The organism is Gemmobacter sp., assembly GCF_046292685.1.
In the GTDB taxonomy this organism is placed as follows: domain Bacteria; phylum Pseudomonadota; class Alphaproteobacteria; order Rhodobacterales; family Rhodobacteraceae; genus Wagnerdoeblera.
The window spans coordinates 16378-34256 of sequence record NZ_JBKBQM010000037.1; the positions used below are offsets into that span (position 1 = coordinate 16378).

14 protein-coding genes are annotated in these 17879 nt (G+C 68.0%); 7 read left to right on the top strand and 7 right to left on the bottom strand.

Annotation, left to right across the window (positions count from 1 at the left end; all coding sequences use genetic code 11):
- The first annotated feature begins 281 nt into the window (after positions 1-281).
- On the top strand, positions 282-980 hold the full coding sequence (locus ACK4S2_RS11130) for a sugar transferase (protein WP_409624045.1): 699 nt from the start codon (positions 282-284) through the stop codon (positions 978-980).
- Between the two features lie 4 nt (positions 981-984).
- Here ACK4S2_RS11130 and ACK4S2_RS11135 read toward each other — a convergent pair whose 3' ends face one another.
- Both ACK4S2_RS11135 and ACK4S2_RS11140 read right to left on the bottom strand, forming a co-directional pair.
- The gene (locus ACK4S2_RS11135) at positions 985-4971 is read right to left on the bottom strand and encodes a PAS domain S-box protein (RefSeq protein WP_409624047.1); all 3987 of its coding nucleotides are present in this window, start codon (positions 4969-4971) and stop codon (positions 985-987) included.
- Positions 4972-5126: 155 nt separating this feature from the next.
- The gene (locus ACK4S2_RS11140) at positions 5127-6485 is read right to left on the bottom strand and encodes an oligosaccharide flippase family protein (protein ID WP_409624049.1); all 1359 of its coding nucleotides are present in this window, start codon (positions 6483-6485) and stop codon (positions 5127-5129) included.
- A gap of 169 nt (positions 6486-6654) precedes the next feature.
- On the opposite strand from ACK4S2_RS11140, the gene ACK4S2_RS11145 reads away from it, so the two are divergent.
- The 5 genes from ACK4S2_RS11145 (at position 6655) to ACK4S2_RS11165 (ending at position 10961) form a co-directional block, all read left to right on the top strand.
- Positions 6655-7407, top strand: coding sequence for an SDR family NAD(P)-dependent oxidoreductase (locus ACK4S2_RS11145; RefSeq protein ID WP_409624051.1), 753 nt, complete (start codon positions 6655-6657; stop codon positions 7405-7407).
- Positions 7408-7491: 84 nt separating this feature from the next.
- The gene (locus ACK4S2_RS11150; protein ID WP_409624053.1) at positions 7492-8058 is read left to right on the top strand and encodes a hypothetical protein; all 567 of its coding nucleotides are present in this window, start codon (positions 7492-7494) and stop codon (positions 8056-8058) included.
- Between the two features lie 71 nt (positions 8059-8129).
- Entirely contained in the window at positions 8130-8918 is a 789-nt protein-coding gene (gene surE, locus ACK4S2_RS11155; RefSeq protein ID WP_409624055.1) for a 5'/3'-nucleotidase SurE, read from the top strand.
- Positions 8915-9670 carry a protein-L-isoaspartate O-methyltransferase family protein gene (locus ACK4S2_RS11160; protein ID WP_409624057.1) on the top strand — a complete coding sequence of 252 codons (756 nt, stop codon included), beginning with the start codon at positions 8915-8917 and terminating at the stop codon, positions 9668-9670. Before surE ends, ACK4S2_RS11160 begins: the two co-directional genes overlap by 4 nt.
- Positions 9671-9737: 67 nt before the next feature.
- Positions 9738-10961 carry a peptidoglycan DD-metalloendopeptidase family protein gene (locus tag ACK4S2_RS11165; RefSeq protein ID WP_409624059.1) on the top strand — a complete coding sequence of 408 codons (1224 nt, stop codon included), beginning with the start codon at positions 9738-9740 and terminating at the stop codon, positions 10959-10961.
- Between the two features lie 177 nt (positions 10962-11138).
- Here the strand turns inward: ACK4S2_RS11165 and ACK4S2_RS11170 are convergent, their stop codons facing one another.
- On the bottom strand, positions 11139-11480 hold the full coding sequence (locus ACK4S2_RS11170) for a DUF2853 family protein (RefSeq protein ID WP_409624061.1): 342 nt from the start codon (positions 11478-11480) through the stop codon (positions 11139-11141).
- Positions 11481-11707: 227 nt separating this feature from the next.
- Here ACK4S2_RS11170 and ACK4S2_RS11175 point away from each other — a divergent pair, with 227 nt between their 5' ends.
- A complete protein-coding gene (locus tag ACK4S2_RS11175; RefSeq protein WP_409624063.1) occupies positions 11708-12829 on the top strand; it encodes a hypothetical protein in 1122 nt (373 codons plus the stop codon).
- Positions 12830-12833: 4 nt separating this feature from the next.
- On the opposite strand, the gene ahcY is transcribed toward ACK4S2_RS11175, so the two are convergent.
- The 4 genes from ahcY to ACK4S2_RS11195 form a co-directional block, all read right to left on the bottom strand.
- The gene (gene ahcY, locus ACK4S2_RS11180; protein WP_409624065.1) at positions 12834-14234 is read right to left on the bottom strand and encodes an adenosylhomocysteinase; all 1401 of its coding nucleotides are present in this window, start codon (positions 14232-14234) and stop codon (positions 12834-12836) included.
- A 114-nt stretch (positions 14235-14348) separates the two neighbouring features.
- Positions 14349-16391, bottom strand: coding sequence for a DNA helicase RecQ (gene recQ, locus ACK4S2_RS11185; protein ID WP_409624067.1), 2043 nt, complete (start codon positions 16389-16391; stop codon positions 14349-14351).
- Between the two features lies 1 nt (position 16392).
- Entirely contained in the window at positions 16393-16677 is a 285-nt protein-coding gene (locus ACK4S2_RS11190) for a YggT family protein (protein WP_409624069.1), read from the bottom strand.
- A 79-nt stretch (positions 16678-16756) separates the two neighbouring features.
- Positions 16757-17515 (bottom strand): DeoR/GlpR family DNA-binding transcription regulator, encoded by a 759-nt coding sequence (locus ACK4S2_RS11195; RefSeq protein WP_409624071.1) that lies wholly within the window; start codon positions 17513-17515, stop codon positions 16757-16759.
- Between the last annotated feature and the right edge of the window lie 364 nt (positions 17516-17879).

Genomic DNA, 17879 nt, shown 5'->3' on the forward strand with positions numbered 1-17879 from the left:
GGTTGTGGCGAAAATATTGTGGCAGGATCGCGGCTGCATTTTGTTCGTGAACGGCCGATCTTGCGGCCGCATTCTGTCTGGTCGGGCCGCGTTTTCCCATTCGCCTGGCGATGCGCAGACTGTAGAATGGCAGCGTAAGAGTAATCAGGTCGATGTTACCGGAAGGCTGCCAACCCCCCGGAGATGCCCAGGAAAATACAGCGCGCCTTCGGCGTGCCTGATGGTTCTGTGGCGGAAGAACGACTGCGATTGTCTGCACGACTGTTTATGAGAGAGCCACAATGACGATCAGTATCGGGCGCTTCGAGACGGATGCGGATATTCCTGCGGGCCTCGGGTCTGGCATGGCAGAGGACACATCCTATCGGCAACGCGGGATTTATCGTCAGGGGGTGAAGCGGTTGCTGGACATCCTTGTCGTCGTGCTGGCGGCACCCTTCGTGGTGCCGCTCGTGGCGCTGATGGCCCTGGTGGTCGCCTTCGACGGCGGGAAACCCTTTTACACGCAGGATCGCATCGGCAAGGGCGGGCGCGTGTTCCGCATGTGGAAGCTGCGCAGCATGGTCGTCGATGCCGATGCGCGGATGGTGGCGCACCTTGCCGCCAACCCCGAGGCCCGGCGCGAATGGGACGAAACCCAGAAGCTGCGCAACGACCCGCGGATCACCCGGTTCGGCCAGTTCCTGCGCAAGTCCTCTATGGACGAACTGCCGCAACTTTGGAACGTGCTGACCGGCGACATGAGCCTGGTGGGCCCTCGTCCCATGATGCCTTGTCAGGCGGGGCTGTATCCGAGCGACGCGTATTATCACCTGCGGCCGGGCATCACGGGCTACTGGCAAACGGCGGGGCGCAACCGCACGACCTTTGCTGCCCGCGCACATTTCGATGCCGCCTACGAGCGGGAGCTTTCGCTTGCGACCGACCTTGCGATCCTGGCCCGCACCGTTCAGGTGGTTCTGAAGGGCACGGGCTGCTGAACTCTCAGTCCGGGGGCTGCACCGGCTTTGCAACCCGAACCAGCGTGGCACAAAGCTCGTCGCGCCGGAACGGCTTGCCGACATAGCCGTCAAAACCGGCCGCATAGTAACCCTCGATCTGATGGGTCATCGCGTTGGCGGTCACGGCAACCGCCGGCGGCATAGGTGCATGGGCCGCGGCGGCGCGCGCGCGGATTGCGGCCAGGGCAGCGATGCCGTCGAGCTCCGGCATCGAGATATCCAGAAGCAGCACGTCGAAAGCCCCCGGCTGCCACGCCGATACCGCCTTCGCGCCGTCCTCGACCATCGTCACCGAAACGCCCAGCACGCCGAGCATCGCCTTCAGGATCAGGCGGTTGGTAGCATTGTCGTCGGCCACCAGCGCGCGCAGCCCGGCGACCGAGGGCAGCGGCGCAGCCGGCGGCGGCTCGGCTTCGGGCAGGGTGTCGGCCATGGGCAGCGGCAGCTCTACCCGCATCACGGTGCCCTTTCCTGGCTTGCTGGAAACCGTGATCCTGCCCCCCATCAGCCCGACCAGCCGCCGCGAAATCGAAAGGCCTAGCCCCGTGCCGCCATAGCGCCGTGTGACCGCGCCATCGGCCTGCTCGAAATCCTCGAAGGCGCGGCTTTGCTGGTCGGCCGTCATGCCGATGCCGGTATCGGCCACTTCGATCACCAGCGGCTCGCCGCGACGGGCGCGCATCGTCACCGTCACTTCGCCCTGGTGGGTGAACTTGATGGCGTTGTTGACCAGGTTGTGCAGCACCTGAAGGGTCCGGTGCGGGTCGCCCAGCCGCGGAAGATCGGCCCCGGCATCACAGAGCACCGAAAACGACAGCCCCTTTTCCTGGGCGCGCAGCGAATACATCGCTTCGACCTTGCCGGCCAGATCGCGCGGCACGAAGGATACGGTTTCCAGGTCGAGCTTGCCCGCCTCGACCTTGGCCAGGTCCAGGATGTCGTTCAGGACGTTCAGCAAACCTTCGCCGGATTCGCGGATGGTCTCGATCATCTGGCGATGCACGGGGTCGGTGAGCGCATCGGACAGCAGTTCGGCCATGCCAAGCACGCCGTTCAAAGGCGTTCGGATCTCGTGGCTCATGTTCGCCAGGAACTGCGATTTCGCCCGGCTGGCGGCCTCGGCCTTTTCCTTGGCAGCGTAGAGCAACGTGATGTCCGACGACACGCCGCGATAGCCCAGGTAGGTTCCGTCGGGCGCATAGAACGGCAGGCCGCTGGTGCGCACCCACATTTCGCGGCCGCCCGTGGCATGGGCGGGCAAGCGAAAGACGAAATCCTGATAGGGCTCGCGCTTGCGGAACCGTTCGCGCAGCCAGTCCCAGTCGGCGCTTTCGCGCGTTTCGGGGTAAAGCTCCTCGCACAGCCAGCCCGAAGTGCCAAGCACGTCCGCCGGGTCGCGCCCGGTCTGGCGCTGAAAGCTGTTCGACAGAAAGGTGTAGCAATCGTTGGCGTCGGTTTCCCAGAACCAGTCCATCGACACCGCGGCAATGTCCGAAAACCGCTTCTGCGCCTTGTCGCGCTCTTGCAAGGCGGCGCTCAGACGCTCGTTCGCGGCCTGCATCGCGGCCTCGCGGGCCTTGGCCTCGGAAATGTCGATGTGGATGCCGGACATCACCTCGGCGGCGCCGTAGGCATTCCGGCGGGCCACCTGCCCGCGCGACATGACCCAGACCCAATGCCCGTCGCGGTGGCGCATGCGGATTTCGGCCTCGAACATCTCCTGGCCGTTGTTCAACCGCTCGACATGCCGCTGGTCCAGTTCGGCAAGATCGTCGGGGTGCACCATTTGGCGCCACTGCTCGACGGTGAGGCCCTGCACCTCCTCGAGTTCGTAACCCAGCATTTCGGCCCAGAGGCTGTTCACAATGTTCCGGCCCGCCTGCAGGTCGTATTCCCAGGTGCCGACCGAAGCCCCACGGATGATCTGCTCCAACCGCTGCTGCGCCACCTTCAAGGCAGATACATCGATATGCGCCCCGACCATTTCCAGCGGTTCGCCATTCGGCCCGCGGCGGCTGACCCGCCCGCGCGACAGGATGTTGACCCAGTGCCCCTGCCGATGGCGCAGGCGGAACTCGGTTTCAAACTGTGCAATCTCGCCGCGAAACGTGCGCTCGATCGCCTCGGCCACGCGGCCGGCGTCGTCGGGATGCATCCGGTTTCGCCACACGTCGCCGTTGTTCTCGGACACCTCGGCATGGGTGTAGCCCAGCATTTCGGCCCAGCGGTCGTTGATCCGGGTGATGCCGGTTTCCAGGTTCCATTCCCAGGTGCCGGCTGCCGCCGCGGCGATGATGTCCTGCAGCCGCGTCTCGGCCCGCTTCAGCGCGGTGATGTCGATGCGCATGCCCACGCGCCCGCCATCGGGCATGGCCATTTCCACCGTGCGAATCCAGCGGCCATCGGCCAGTTGCAGCTCGCGTTCGTGCTGGGGTTGGCGATGTTCGCGCATCGCTTCGGCGAGCCACTCCGCCTCGCGGCCGATGGCATCCCGATAGACTCCGCGCGCCAGACCTTCGCGCAGGATATCCTCGTAACGCGCGCCCGGCACGAGAAGATCGGCGATACCGCTGAAACATTCGAGGTAGCGCCGGTTGAACAGCGCCAGCCGATCCTCGGCATCGAAGATGGCGAATGCGTCGGGCAACGATTCGATGGCCGCCTCGAGCTGTTCGCGCGCTGCAACCGCCGCCTGGGCCAGCTCCTCCAGCCGTGCTTCCTGTCGCTTGCGTTCGGAAATGTCGGTTTCGATCGAAACGAAGCCGACATGCCGGCCATCGGCGTCGGTCATCGGGTGGATGTTCATGTCGATCCAGTAGGGGCAGCCGAATCGGTCATAGTTCAGGATTTCGGCATGAACGGACTGTCGCTGCGCGATCGCGGCGCCGACGCGCGCCACGGTCTGCGGATCGGTGTCGGGCCCGCGCGTCAGATCCGCCGGGTTGTGGCCGAGGATTTCTTCGAGCTCATAGCCCGACCGAGCCAGAAACGCAGGGTTTGCCCAGACGACGCGTTCTTCGGTGTCGGTGATGACCACGAAATTGGTCATATGCCGAGCAATCTGGCCCAGCTTCGTCAGTTCCGCGCGGCGCGCATGGTCGGCAGTGACATCGCGCACCACGAAAACATGACCCGGCTCGGCTTTCGAATCGGTGACACGCCGCAACGCGCCCGACGCTTCGAACCAGCGCTCGTGCTTGCCGAAATCCAGGCGATAGCGAAAGCTCGGGCAGCGGCCGTTGCGGCGAGTCTCGGCCATCGCGGCACGAAAGATCGACGCCGTTTCGGCGGGCACCATGTTTTCCAGACTCCGGCCGATCATCGCGTCGGGGTCGGGAAACAGCAGGTCGGGATCGCCGGTATGGTAATCCATGAACCGGCCCTCGGCATCGAATTCCAGCACCAGATCGGGCAGCGCCTGCAACGTGGCTACCAGCCGGTTGCGGGCCGATTCCAGTTCGGCCTGGGTGCTGCGGATTTCCCGGTCGGCCGCGACGCGCCCGATGATGGTGCCGATGGCGCCGGCCATAGCCGTCAGGATGCTGATTTCATCGTCGGTGAACAACCTTTCCTGGCGCACCGCATCATAGCCGACAAAGCCGGACATCCGGCCATCCTTCTGGAAAGGCACGAGGATCAGGCTCTGGATGCCCTGCATTTCCAGCACATCGCGGATCAGCGAGTTCAGCGGCAGCGATCGGACCGAAGGCGCATGAAATACCTCGCCCCTCTCGAACCCTTCGCGCCAGGGTGCGATGATATCCATCGACTGATCCTTGAGCAGGTCGATCATCGGTTCGATTCCGGGCGCGCACCATTCATGCGTATTGTCCAGCAGCTCGCCAGGTTTGCGCTGGAACACATAGGCCCTGTCCACATCGCCGAAGGCGCCCATTTCCGACAGGATCAGGTCGATCGCCTCGTCCGCGCGGGAAACGGGAGCCGCCAGCGCGCGCGCAAGAACCTGCACCACACGGGCACCGCGCCCGAGAGAGGCCGCCCCGGCGGTGCCGCGTTGCTGACGTGTCCGGACATGACCCATGTTTGCCCCGTGCCGTGTTCGCTTGCAGGATGTGCGCACGATCACGTTAACCGAGTCTGAACGGTTGTGCATGAAGGAAAATTCTACAACGTCCAAAGCACCGGCAGGAAAGACCAGTGCAACCAAAGCGCGAAGGCTGCGAGTGCTGCGGCCAGCAGGCCGAACACCCCGTCGTGCAGCGGGTCGTGCACCTTGTGGCGGCGGGCCAGCCAGATGCTGCCGGGCGCTGCCAGAATGGCGGCCAGGGCCTGCGCGATCAGCGCCCCCGGCAGGCCGGCCAGTTCGGCGCCGGCCAGAAACAGCGCGGTCTGCGCCCCGGCCCGCAAGGCCGACACCAGAAAGAACCCGCGCGAATCGCCCGCGGCCAGCGCAGCCGAATCGTAGGTCGCCATCAGCAGTTGCGGCAGTTGCACGCAGGCGACCGCCACCACCACGGCCCCTGCCGCCGCATAGCGCGCGTCGTAGAGCAGACCCACCAGCGACACGCCCAGCATCGCCACGCTGCCGACCAGCACGAAAACCGTGCCCGTCACGGCAAAACGCATCCGGCGCAGGCGTCGATAGACCCGGTCGCTGCCATCGGCGGCAACCTCTCGATACAGCGGAATGAAGATGCGCCCGACGACCGCCGCCGCCAGCAGCATCGGAAACGAGGCCAGGAAATACCCGATGTTGTAGATGCCAAGGCTGGTCAGGCTCAGATACCGGCCCAGAATCGCCTTGTCGCCTTGCATCAGCAGAAAGCCGCAGGCCGTCGAAAGGAAGATCCAGCCGCCGAAGCGGATCAGCGCGCCGGCCGCCGCCTTGTCCCAGCCAAAGCGGTTGCGATGACCTGGCAGGAAGGCGGTGGTCAACCCCAGCTTCACCAGCGTGCCCAGGATGTTGCCCCAGACCAGCGCCCAGACCGAATGCGTGGCGATCGCCAGCACGATCATGGCGGCGATGCCGGCGACCTGCGCGGTCAGATCCAGCAGCGTGACCCGCCCCAGCGCCAGATGCCGGTTGGCCGTTTCGATGCGCGTCGGGTTGAAACCGGCAATCAGCAGCGTCAGCCCGGCCACCGGCAACAGCTGCGTCAGCTCGGGTGCCCGGTAGAACGCGGCAAGCGGCCAGGCCAGCGCCCAGGTGACACCCCACAAGAGCGCGCCGCGCACCACCTGGATCGTCCATGCGGTATCCAGAAAGCGCGGATCGTCGCCACGCCGGTCGCCCAGGATCGCCGGGCCGATGCCGACGTCGGAAAACATCATCAAGCCGATCATCACCACGGTGACCAGCGCCATCATGCCGAACGCTTCGGGAAACAGAAGCCGCGTCAGGATCAGGTTCGACCCCAGCCGCAGCACCTGCGAGGCCACGTAACCCAGCGCCACGATGGCCGACCCGCGCAACGCGCGGGCAAACAGGCCGGACCCGGCCAGGTGCTGAAAGGGGTTGGCCATGAAATCCCTTCCCTGATCGAACGCGCCGACCCTATGCCTTGCCGTCCGCCGCGGAAAGGGGCCGCTACGAAACAACCGCGGCAGGGCGTTTCCGCACCGCTTTCCTTTTGACAGGGCGCGGCCGGCAAGGCACATCTGAACAATCGTTCATTTCCTTGGGGGGAACAGCATGCAGATGTCATCGGCCAAGGCCATCATCACCGGCGCAGCATCGGGCCTCGGCGCCGCGACCGCCCGCGGCTTCCGCGAGGCGGGGGCCCAGGTGACCATTTTCGACCGCGACGCCGAACGCGGGCAGGCGCTGGCCGCCGAAATCGGCGCCACCTACGTGACCGTCGATGTCACCGACGAAGCCTCGGTCGCCGCCGGCGTCGCCGCGGCCAAGGCGGCGATGGGTGGGGTCAACGTGCTGGTCAACTGCGCAGGCATCGCCATCGGCGAAAAGACCGTGGGCAAGGAAGGGCCGCACGACCTTGCACGCTATCGCAAGGTGATCGACGTCAACCTGGTCGGCACGTTCAACTGCATCCGGCTGGCCGCAGCGGAAATGGCCGGCAACGACCTGGTCGACGGCGAACGCGGCGCCATCGTCAACACCGCGTCCATCGCGGCCTTCGACGGGCAAAAGGGCCAGGCGGCCTATGCTGCCTCCAAGGCCGGGGTGGCGGGCATGACGCTGCCCATCGCCCGCGATCTGGCGCAGAACGCCATCCGCATCAACACCATCGCGCCGGGGCTGTTCCTGACGCCCATGCTGATGGGCCTGCCCGAAGATGCGCGCACCCAGCTTGCCGCCGATGTGCCCTTTCCGCGGCGTCTGGGCGACCCCGCGGAATATGCGCGCCTCGTGCGCTTCATGGTCGAATGCGGCTATCTGAACGGCGAGACGATCCGCATCGACGGCGCGCTGCGCATGCGCTGACCGCGGGCGCAGGGCGGGTATTCCGCAGGTGACAATTCGGTGCTGCCAAGGCACTCTGGACCATGACCAGAGAGGAGCGGCGCCGTGGCCACGCTGATGGAACTTGCCCTGCACAGCTCGATCCGGCACTGGTCCGACCGGCCTGGGATGCGTCCGGTCAAGGTGCTCAGCCCCGCGGCGCTGAACCATGCGGGACAGCCGCCGATGATCGCGGGCTACATCACGCAGGAAAAATACCTTTTCGGCCTGACGGCGCCCCAGATCGAACGCGTGCTCGGGCTGCGCGCGGGCGAACTGGCGCAGATGGCGCATGTGCTGGCGCTGTCCCGGCTGCCCGATGTGTCGGAAATCGACTTCCGGCTTTCGGCGGTGTTTCCCGACGGCCGGCCGTTCGACGCGGCGGAACTGGCCGCCCACCTGCGCGCGCGCGAGGATTACCGGCAGGGCCTGAATCTCTACGACCGCTCGATGGTGCCGGTGGTGCAATCCTATCCGCCCGGCTCGGCGATGGTGCCGCAATGGTGCCTCAAGCCGGGCATGCGCATCCCCGCCGGGACGCAGATCGCCACGGTCACCGCGCAATTCGCCTTTCCGCGCGCAAACGGCTCGATCGAGCCCTACACGCCGCACAATCGCGGCCCGATCCGCTAGCCAGCCACCCAGGGCGGATTCCCTTTTGCCGCGATCCGCGCTAAGCAGGGGCAGCAAAACAAGGCGGACCCATGCGCATTCTTCTGACCAACGACGACGGCATCAACGCTCCGGGGCTGGAGGTGCTGACCGCGATCGCCCACGCCATCGCCGGCCCCGAAGGCGAGGTCTGGACCGTCGCCCCCGCCTTCGAGCAATCGGGCGTGGCGCATTGCATCAGCTATACCCGGCCCATGATGGTGGCACGCCTGGGCCACCGCCGCTATGCCGCCGAAGGCAGCCCGGCCGATTGCGTGCTGGCAGGCCTTTACGACGTGCTGGAGGGTGCGCGGCCCGACCTGATCCTGTCGGGGGTCAACCGGGGCAACAACTCGGCGGAAAACACGCTGTATTCCGGCACCGTGGGCGGCGCGATGGAGGCGGCGTTGCAAGGCATTCCGGCCATTGCCCTTTCGCAATACCTCGGCCCGGAAACGATGGACCTGGCCGACGAGTTCGAAACCGCCCGCGCCCACGGCACCGACGTCGTCCGCTCCATCCTCAAGGCCGACATCTGGGATCACGGCGCGGATTACCGACTGTTCTACAACGTCAATTTCCCGCCCATTCCAGCGGCGCGGGTCAAGGGCGTGCGGGTTGCGGCGCAAGGCTTCCGCCGCGACACCAACTTCGGGGTCGAACCGCACCGTTCGCCTTCGGGGCGCAAGTTCCTGTGGATCAAGGGCGGCCCGCAGCACGCCCCGACCGCGCCGGGCACCGATGCCGCCGCCAACCTCGAAGGCTACATCTCGGTCACGCCGATGCGCTGCGATCTGACGGCGCACGACCGGCTGCCGGAACTGGAGGCGCATTTCGGATGACCGACGCCAAGGGGCCGGAAGACCACGCCGAACCCCTTGCCGAGCGCAAGATGCGCTTCCTGTTCGCCTTGCGCTCGCGCGGGATCACCGACAAGCGCGTGCTGGAGGCGATGGAGCGTATCGACCGCGGCGCCTTTGTGCGCGGGCATTTCGCCGACCGCGCCTATGACGACATGCCCTTGCCCATCGGCTGCGGCCAGACGATCAGCCAGCCTTCGGTGGTGGCCCTGATGACCGAGGCCTTGCAGGTCGGCCCGCGCGACATCGTGCTCGAGGTCGGCACCGGCTCGGGCTATCAGGCGGCGGTGCTCAGCCAGATGGCACGGCGGGTCTATACCGTGGACCGCCACCGTTCGCTTGTGCGCGACGCCTCCGAGGTGTTCCACCGGCTCGGGCTGCACAACATCGTCGCCCGCACCGGCGACGGGTGCCTTGCGCGGCGCGATGCCGGCTGGCCGGTGGTGCGCGGCACCGCCGAGCCGTTTTCCCCCGGCCCGGCGCCTGTTGCCTGGGCGCCTTTCGGCGAACAGGCGCCGTTCGACCGCATCATCGTGACCGCCGCCGCCGAAGACCCGCCCCCCACCCTATTGGAGCAGTTGCGGATCGGGGGTATCATGGTGCTGCCGGTCGGCCAGTCCGACACGGTGCAACAGCTTGTCCGCATTCGCCGCCTGGACGAGCGCCGGTTCGACTACGAGGATCTGCGGCCCGTGCGCTTCGTGCCGCTGGTCGAAGGGGTCGCCACAGATTGACCAGCCCGCCGCCAGCGCGGGCAACAGCAGCGCCGGGACCAGCCCGGCCGTTTCACGAGGCAGAGCGATGACGACCATTTCCCTTCCGCGCCTTCCCCTGACCCTGACCGCGGTTGTCGTGGTGCTGGCGGGTTGCACCGCACCCGATGGCCGCTTCGACTGGGATCTGCGCGCGCCGGGCGCGGGCAACACCGCCGAGGCCGCGCGCAACGCCACCGCACCCCGTCCGCGCGCCGACAACCGCGGCGTGATCTCCTATCCCGGGTATCAGGTCGTGGTGGCCGGGCGGGGCGACACGGTGCAGGCGATTGCCGGGCGCTTGGGGCTGAATGCTGCCGAACTGGGGCGGGTCAACGCGCTGCAACCCGACCTGCCGCTGCAAGGCGGCGAGGTGCTGCTGCTGCCGGGCCGGGTGGCCGAACCTTCGCCGGCCACCGGCGGCTTCGGAACGGTTCTTCCCGCCAGCCCCGGCGCGGTGGATGTGGGCGCAATTGCCACCACCGCGCTGGATCGTGTGGCCCCTGCGCAACCCGCCGCCCCTGCCCCGGCACCCGCGGCGGCGCCTGCGCCTGCCCCGGTGGCCAGTCCTGCCGCCCCAGCGACACCGGTCGGCAAGGAACCCGTGCGCCACAAGGTCAAGCGCGGCGAATCCGCCTATACCGTCGCGCGGCTTTACAACGTGACACCGCGCGCGCTGGCGGAATGGAACGGCCTGCCTGCCGACCTGTCGCTGCGCGAAGGCCAGACCCTGCTGATCCCGCCTTCGGCCGATGCGCGCCCGCCGGCGCGGGTCGAACCGGTGGCGGTGCCGCCCGGCACCGGCTCGCCCACACCGCCGCCGCCTTCGGCGACCCGGCCGTTGCCGGCCGAAACCCCCGTGCGCGCCGGCGGCGGCACGCCGGCCAACGCCCCGCCCTCGCCCAGCCTGCCGGTCAGCGACGGTGGCAAGCTGGCCATGCCGGCTGACGGCGCGGTGATCCGGGCCTATCAGAAGGGGCGCTATGACGGCATCGGCATCGGTGCCGCCGCGGGCAGCCCGGTTCGTGCTGCCGCAGACGGCACGGTTGCCGCCATCACCCGCGATACCGAACAGGTGCCTATCGTGGTGATCCGGCACGACGGCAATCTGCTGACGGTCTATGCCAATGTAGATGGCATCAACGTGACCAAGGACGCCCGAGTCAAGCGTGGCCAGCAGATCGGCAAGGTGCGCGCCGGCAACCCGCCCTTCCTGCATTTCGAGGTGCGGCGCGGCGGCGACAGCCTGGACCCGATGACGATGCTGCGCTGAAACGAAAAACCGGGGGCCCCGGCGCACCGGAGCCCCCCTTCACACCCAAGTGCCACCCTTCGCACCACGGGAAAAGAATAAGGTCCGGCCATCCTGGCCCGACTTCTTCCTACCCGATTTCCGCAGCGGCGCCAAAGCTCAAGTGCCGGGGATTTGCCTCAAATCCCGAAGGCAGAGTCAGCCGTAGACGGCTTCCTTGCCGAAATGCTTGACCAGCAGGTAATACATCACAGCGCGATACTTGTTGCGCTCGGACTTGCCGTAGATGTCGACAACGGCCTTGATCCCCTCCATCAGCGCGGGGCTGTCGGGCAGGCCCAGTTTCTTCATCAGGAAGTTGGTCTTTACCGTTTCCAGCTCGCCTTCCTGCGAGGCGGCAACCGTCGAACTGTCCGCGTTGTAGATCGCCGGCCCGCAACCGATGGTGACTTTCCTGAGCAGGTCCATGTCGGGTTCGACCTTGCACTTGGTGCGCAGGTCTTCGGCATATTTCGCGATCAACTCGTCTCGTTTGCTCATGGTGCTCCCCGTTTCTTGCGTTGCCATGCGCCTGCCCGCCACGGGGCGGCACGGTAGACCGACGATAGAAGATGCCCCGCAAGCCACAAAGGGAAAACTTTGCTGCATGGCCAAGGCGTTCGCCCGCGCCACGGAAAAGCGCCGATCCTGCCGGAATGGTGCCGGATCGCCTTGCTAAGGTTGACAGGGCGCTCCGCAAGAGGCGCGCATCATCCCGGAGGGCTGTCATGTCGCGTCTCAAACATTCGTCCTTCGAGGAACGCCTGGCCCGCCTGAAGCAAACCGAGGCAAGCGCAAGGCCCGAGGCCGCACCGCTGCCCGCCGCGCCGCCCGCGCCCGCCCCAAGCCGTCTGACCCGGCACCCCGCCCCCGATCTGGCGGCGGCGCAACCGGCACCGGCGGCCCCGACGCCCGTCCCCGCGCCGCGGCGCGCCCCGGCCCGGGCGATGCTGGCCGCCGGACTTGCGCTGATGGCCGGTGCGCTGTCCTTTCTGCCCGGCGACGATCAGGGCCAGCCCTATGTGCAGGTTGCCCTTGCCGCGCTTTTGCCGGGTTCGGGCCCCGAGCCCGCGCCGCCTAGGCCCGAGCAAGCCGCCCCGGCCGCACTCGCGACACCCGACGCCGCCGCGCCTTTGCCTGCGCCCGTCGCCGCCGTGGCGCAAGCCGATGCGCCGCAGGTCGGCCTGATCGACCGTTTCATGGCCCTGCTGTCCGGCACCTCGGCGGAGCCGCCGCCGGCGATGTCCACCTTGCCGGCCGACTACCTGCCCCCTGCCCCCGCCGGCTGGCTGCGGCTGACCGGCGCCGAGGCCGCCGCCCCCGACGCGCTGGAGCGGCTGCTGGCCGACTGGGCCTTGCTGCCGCCCGGCGCCGTCGCGTTGGCGGAAAGCCGCGGGTTCACGGTGCTGGAACAGTTCCTGATTGCCCCGCCCCAGACCGAGGACGAAGCCCGCCTGCGGGCCCAGGCGGTCTATCTGGCGCCCGATGGCGATTATCTGCTGGTCACGCTGCGCTTTCGACCGGCCGTGGCCGCGTTTGGCCGGCCCGGCGACGATGGCGGCTGGGCCAAGGCCCTGCAAGCCGAGGTCAAGCGCAACGCCGGCGATACCGAACTGGTGGAAACCCTGAAGATCGGCGGGCTGACCCTGTTCAACCGCACCCGGCCCGAAGGCAAAAGCCGCCTGAACCGTCCTGTCGGCAAGGATTTCGATACGCCGAACGGCTTGAAGCTGACCACCGCCTTGTCGCACCGGGCCGAGGCGCAGGCCAACGGCCATGCCGCCCCGGCCGTGGCCGGGGCGCTGCTGGCCGCGATCGACCGCAAGGCCCTGGCGGCGCTGCCGGACTGACCGCTCAGTAGCGGTAGTGTTCCGGCTTGAACGGCCCCTCGGGCGTCACGCCGATGTAGGCGGCCTGCTCGGGGTTGAGCTTGGTCAGCTTGACGCCGATCCGGTCCAGATGCAGGCGAGCCACCTTTTCGTCCAGCGCCTTGGGCAGGATGTAGACGCCCGGCTTGTAATGGTCGCCGCGGGTCCACAGCTCGATCTGCGCCAGCACCTGGTTGGTGAAGCTGGCCGACATCACGAAGCTGGGGTGCCCCGTGGCATTGCCAAGGTTCAGCAGGCGCCCTTCGGACAAAAGGATGATGCGGTTGCCCGAAGGCATCTCGATCATGTCCACCTGGTCCTTGATGTTCGTCCACTTGTGGTTCTTCAGCGCGGCCACCTGGATTTCGTTGTCGAAGTGGCCGATGTTGCCGACGATGGCCATGTCCTTCATCGCGCGCATGTGCTCGATGCGGATCACGTCCTTGTTGCCGGTGGTGGTGATGAAGATGTCGGCGGTCGCCACCTCATCCTCCAGCAGCGTCACCTCGTAGCCGTCCATCGCCGCCTGAAGCGCGCAGATCGGGTCGCATTCGGTCACCTTCACCCGCGCGCCGGCCCCGCGCAAGCTGGCGGCCGAACCCTTGCCCACGTCGCCATAGCCGCAGACCACGGCCACCTTGCCGGCCATCATCGTGTCGGTCGCGCGGCGGATGCCATCGACCAGCGATTCCTTGCAGCCATACTTGTTGTCGAACTTCGACTTGGTGACGGAATCGTTGACGTTGATCGCCGGGAAGGGCAGCAGGCCCTTCTTGTGCAGGTCGTAAAGCCGCTTGACGCCGGTGGTGGTTTCTTCCGACACGCCGCGAATGGCGGCGCGCTGCGCGGTGAACCAGCCGGGGCTGGCGGCCAGACGCTTGCGGATCTGGTTGAACAGGCACACTTCCTCGTCGCTGGTCGGCACGGCGATCAGGTCGGTTTCGCCTGCCTCCACCCGCGCGCCCAGCAGGATATACAGGGTGGCATCCCCGCCGTCGTCGAGGATCATGTTGCACATGCCGCCTTCGCCACCGAACTGGAAGATGCGGTCGGTGTAATCCCAGTATTCTTCCAGCGTCTCGCCCTTGATGGCGAACACCGGGGTGCCGCCGGCCGCAATGGCGGCGGCCGCGTGATCCTGGGTGGAAAAGATGTTGCAGCTGGCCCAGCGCACTTCCGCGCCCAGCGCCACCAGCGTTTCGATCAGCACCGCGGTCTGGATCGTCATGTGCAGCGACCCGGCGATCCTGGCGCCCTTCAGCGGCTTGGCTTCGCCGAACTCTGCGCGGCAGGCCATCAGGCCCGGCATTTCGGTTTCGGCGATCATCAGTTCCTTGCGGCCGAATTCTGCCAATCCGATATCGCGGACAATGTAATCGTGCGCCATGACCATTCCCTAGCTGTCGGGCGCCGTGTCGCGCCGCCTGTTCAAGGGGCGCACATAGCATTCAAGGGGCAGGCGGGCAATGGCAGGCATCCGCACCAGCGGCGGGCGCCCGGTCTATTCTTCGCGCAGCGCCGCCAGAAACGCCGGGCCAAAGCGTTCGGCCCTTGCGGCATCCATGCCGGGCAGGCGCTGCAACTCCTCGATCGACGCCGGCCGCCGCTCGGCAATGGCGCGCAAGGTCGAGGAGGTCAGCGACATCGGCTTGCCGGTGCCGTCTGCCCCGCGCGCCAGACGCAGCTGAATGTCCTGCAGCCGGTCGAACAACGCGCCTTCCGGGCGCCCGGCCAGGCGCAGGCGCTGGGGGTGCATCGGCTCGGCCGCGCCGGCGATCACCTCCAGAAAGGCCGCGCCAAAGCTTTCCAGCTTGCGGGCACCGACACCGGTGATGCCCGCCATCTCATCCAGCGTGCGCGGGCGGCGCTCGGCCATTTCGACCAGGGTGCGGTCGGGAAACACGATGTAGGCAGGCACATTCGCCGCCTCGGCCAGGGCGCGCCGCTTGGCCTTCAGCGCCGACAGCAGCGGGGCATCCTCCTCGGCCACCAGGGCCTTGACCGCGGGGCGGTCGGCGGCCTTCATCGCGTCGCGGCGTAGATGCACCGGCACTTCGCCCTTCAGCACCGGCACCGCGGCATCGGTCATGCGCAAGGCGCCGTGGCGTTCGGGATCGGGGCGGATCAGGTCGCGCCCCATCATCTGCCGGAACACCGCGCCCCAGGCCGATTTCGCCATGTCGCGCCCGACGGCAAAGGTGGGCAGCCGGTCGTGCCCGCGTTCGCGCACCTTGTCGGTTGTGGTGCCGGTCAGAATGTCGATCAGGTGCCCGGCGCCAAAGCTTTCGCCCGTGCGCAGAATGGCCGACAGCGCCTTGCGCACCGCTTCGGTGGCATCGAACACCTCGACGGGCCGGTCGCAGATATCGCAGTTGCCGCAGGGGCCGGCGGCTTCGCCGAAATACCCCAGCAGCACCTGGCGGCGGCAGCCCGTGGCCTCGGCCAGGCCCAGCAAGGCGTTCAGCCGGGCGTGGTCGGCGGCCTTGCGCTCGGGCGGGGCAAGCCCTTCGTCGATCTGGCTGCGGCGCAGGCGGATGTCGTCGGCGCCGAACAGCGTCAGCGTTTCGGCGGGCGCACCATCGCGGCCGGCGCGGCCGATTTCCTGGTAATAGCCTTCGATCGACTTCGGCAGGTCGGCATGCGCGACCCAGCGGATGTCCGGCTTGTCGATGCCCATGCCGAAGGCGACCGTGGCCACCACGATCAGCCCGTCTTCCTGCTGGAAACGCGCTTCGACCTTGCGGCGGGCCTCGGCCTCCATTCCGCCGTGATAGGCCACCGCCGGGTGGCCTTCGTCGCGCAGCGCCTGGGCCAGCGTTTCGGTGCGCGCCCGCGTGGCGCAATAGACGATGCCCGACAACCCCCGCCGCGCGGTGACGAACCGCAGGATCTGCGCGCGCGGCACATCCTTGGCGGCAAAGGCCAGGTGAATGTTGGGCCGGTCGAACCCGCGCAGAAAGGTATCGGGTGCCACGCCATCGAACAGGCGGGCCACGATCTCGTCGCGCGTTTCGGCATCGGCGGTGGCGGTAAAGGCCGCCAGCGGCACGCCCAGCGCGCGGCGCAACTCTCCGATGCGCAGGTAATCGGGGCGAAAGTCGTGGCCCCACTGGCTGACGCAATGCGCCTCGTCCACCGCGATCATCGTGCAGCCCACCCGGCGCAGCAGCGCCTGCGTGCCTGCCCCCGCCAGCCGTTCCGGCGCCAGATACAGCAACTTCAGCCGCCCGGCCTCCAGCGCGCCGAACACCTCGGTCGTCTCGGCCTCGGTATTGCCCGAGGTCAAGGCCCCCGCCTCGACCCCCACCGCCTTCAGCGCGCGCACCTGGTCGCGCATCAGCGCGATCAGCGGCGAAATCACCACCGTCACCCCGTCGCGGCACAGGGCCGGCAACTGGAAACACAGCGACTTGCCCCCGCCCGTCGGCATGATGGCCAGCGTGTTGCGCCCCGCCAGCACCGATTGCACGATCTCTGCCTGCCCCGGCCGAAAGGCAGAAAACCCGAACACCCGGGCCAGCACCTGTTGCGGATCGGGCGCCACGTCAGAAGGCGTAGAGGTTGTTCGTCACCACGATGCGCAAGGCAAACACCGCCAGCAGCGCCACCAGCGGCGCAAGGTCCAGCCCGGCCATGTTCGGCAGCACCGACCGGATGCGCGAATAGATCGGGTCCAGCAACCGCTCCAGCCCGTTCCAGATCTGCGCCACCAGCGGCTGACGCAGATTGAGCACCTGGAAATTGATGAGCCAGCTCATGATGACATGGGCGATGATGATGAACTGCAACAGTTGCAGGATCATCAGCAGGATTTGCAGCAAGGATGTCATGGGCCGCTCCGGTTCAGGCAGGGCCACAGGTAATGGCGCAAGCGCCAAAGGGCAAGGCCCGGCGCCGCGCGTGCAAGGTTCAGGCCAGATGCACCGCCGTGCCCCAACCGGCGCAGGCGGCAGCCAGGGGCTCGGGCAAGGGGCGGTCGGTGACCATGCCGTCCAGCTCGGCCAGCGAGGCCAGCCGCACCGGCGCCTGCCGGCCCAGCTTGGCAGCATCGGCCACCAGCAGCCGGCGGCGCGACTGGCGCAGGATCGTGCGCGCCACCCGCACCTCGGCCAGGTCGTAATCCAGCAGGTCGCCTTCGGCATCCAGCGCCGAACAGCCGATCACCGCCAGATCGACCTTGAACTGCTCGAACACCTGCACCGTCAGGTCGCCCACCAGCCCGCCATCGCTGCGCCGCAGGCTGCCCCCCGCAACAATCACCTCGCAGCTTTCGTTGGCCGCCAGGATCTGGGCGACATTCAGGTTGTTGGTGACCACCGTCAGGTTGCGATGCCCCAGAAGCGCGCGCGCCACCGCTTCGGTCGTGGTGCCGATGTTCAGGATCAGGCTGGAATTGTCCGGGATCAGCGCCGCGCAGGCCGCGCCGATGGCGGCCTTGGCCTCGGCGTTCTGGCGCTGGCGTTCGGTGTAGCCGATGTTCGCCACCCCGGCCCGCAGCACCGCGCCGCCATGCACCCGGTCCAGCAGGCCGGCATCCGCCAGTTCGCCCAGATCGCGGCGGATGGTCTGCACCGCCACGCCGAACCGGGCGGCCAGATCCTCGACCACCACCCGCCCTTCGCTGCGCGCGATTTCCAGGATTTCGCCTTGCCGCAGACTCAGCGCCACCGCTCCCGCTCCCTGTTCCCTGCTTCGCCCCGACCCTGCCGGGGGTTTCTGACCGGGGTTTCTCAAGGGGGCAGAAGGCCCCCTTGAGCGGGGGGTGGGGGGGGGGGGGGGGGGGGGGGGGGGGGGGGGGGGGGGGGGGGGGGGGGGGGCGGCGGGGGGGGGGGGGGCGCGGGCGGCCCCCCGCCCCCCCCCCCCCCCCCCGCCCCCCCGCCCCCCGCCGCCCCCCCCCCCCCGCCCCCGCCGCCCCCCCCCCCCCCCCCCCCCCCCCCCCCCCCCCCCCCCCCCCCCCCCCCCCCCCCCCCCCCCCCCCCCCCCCCCCCCCCCCCCCCCCCCCCCCCCCCCCCCCCCCCCCCCCCCCCCCCCC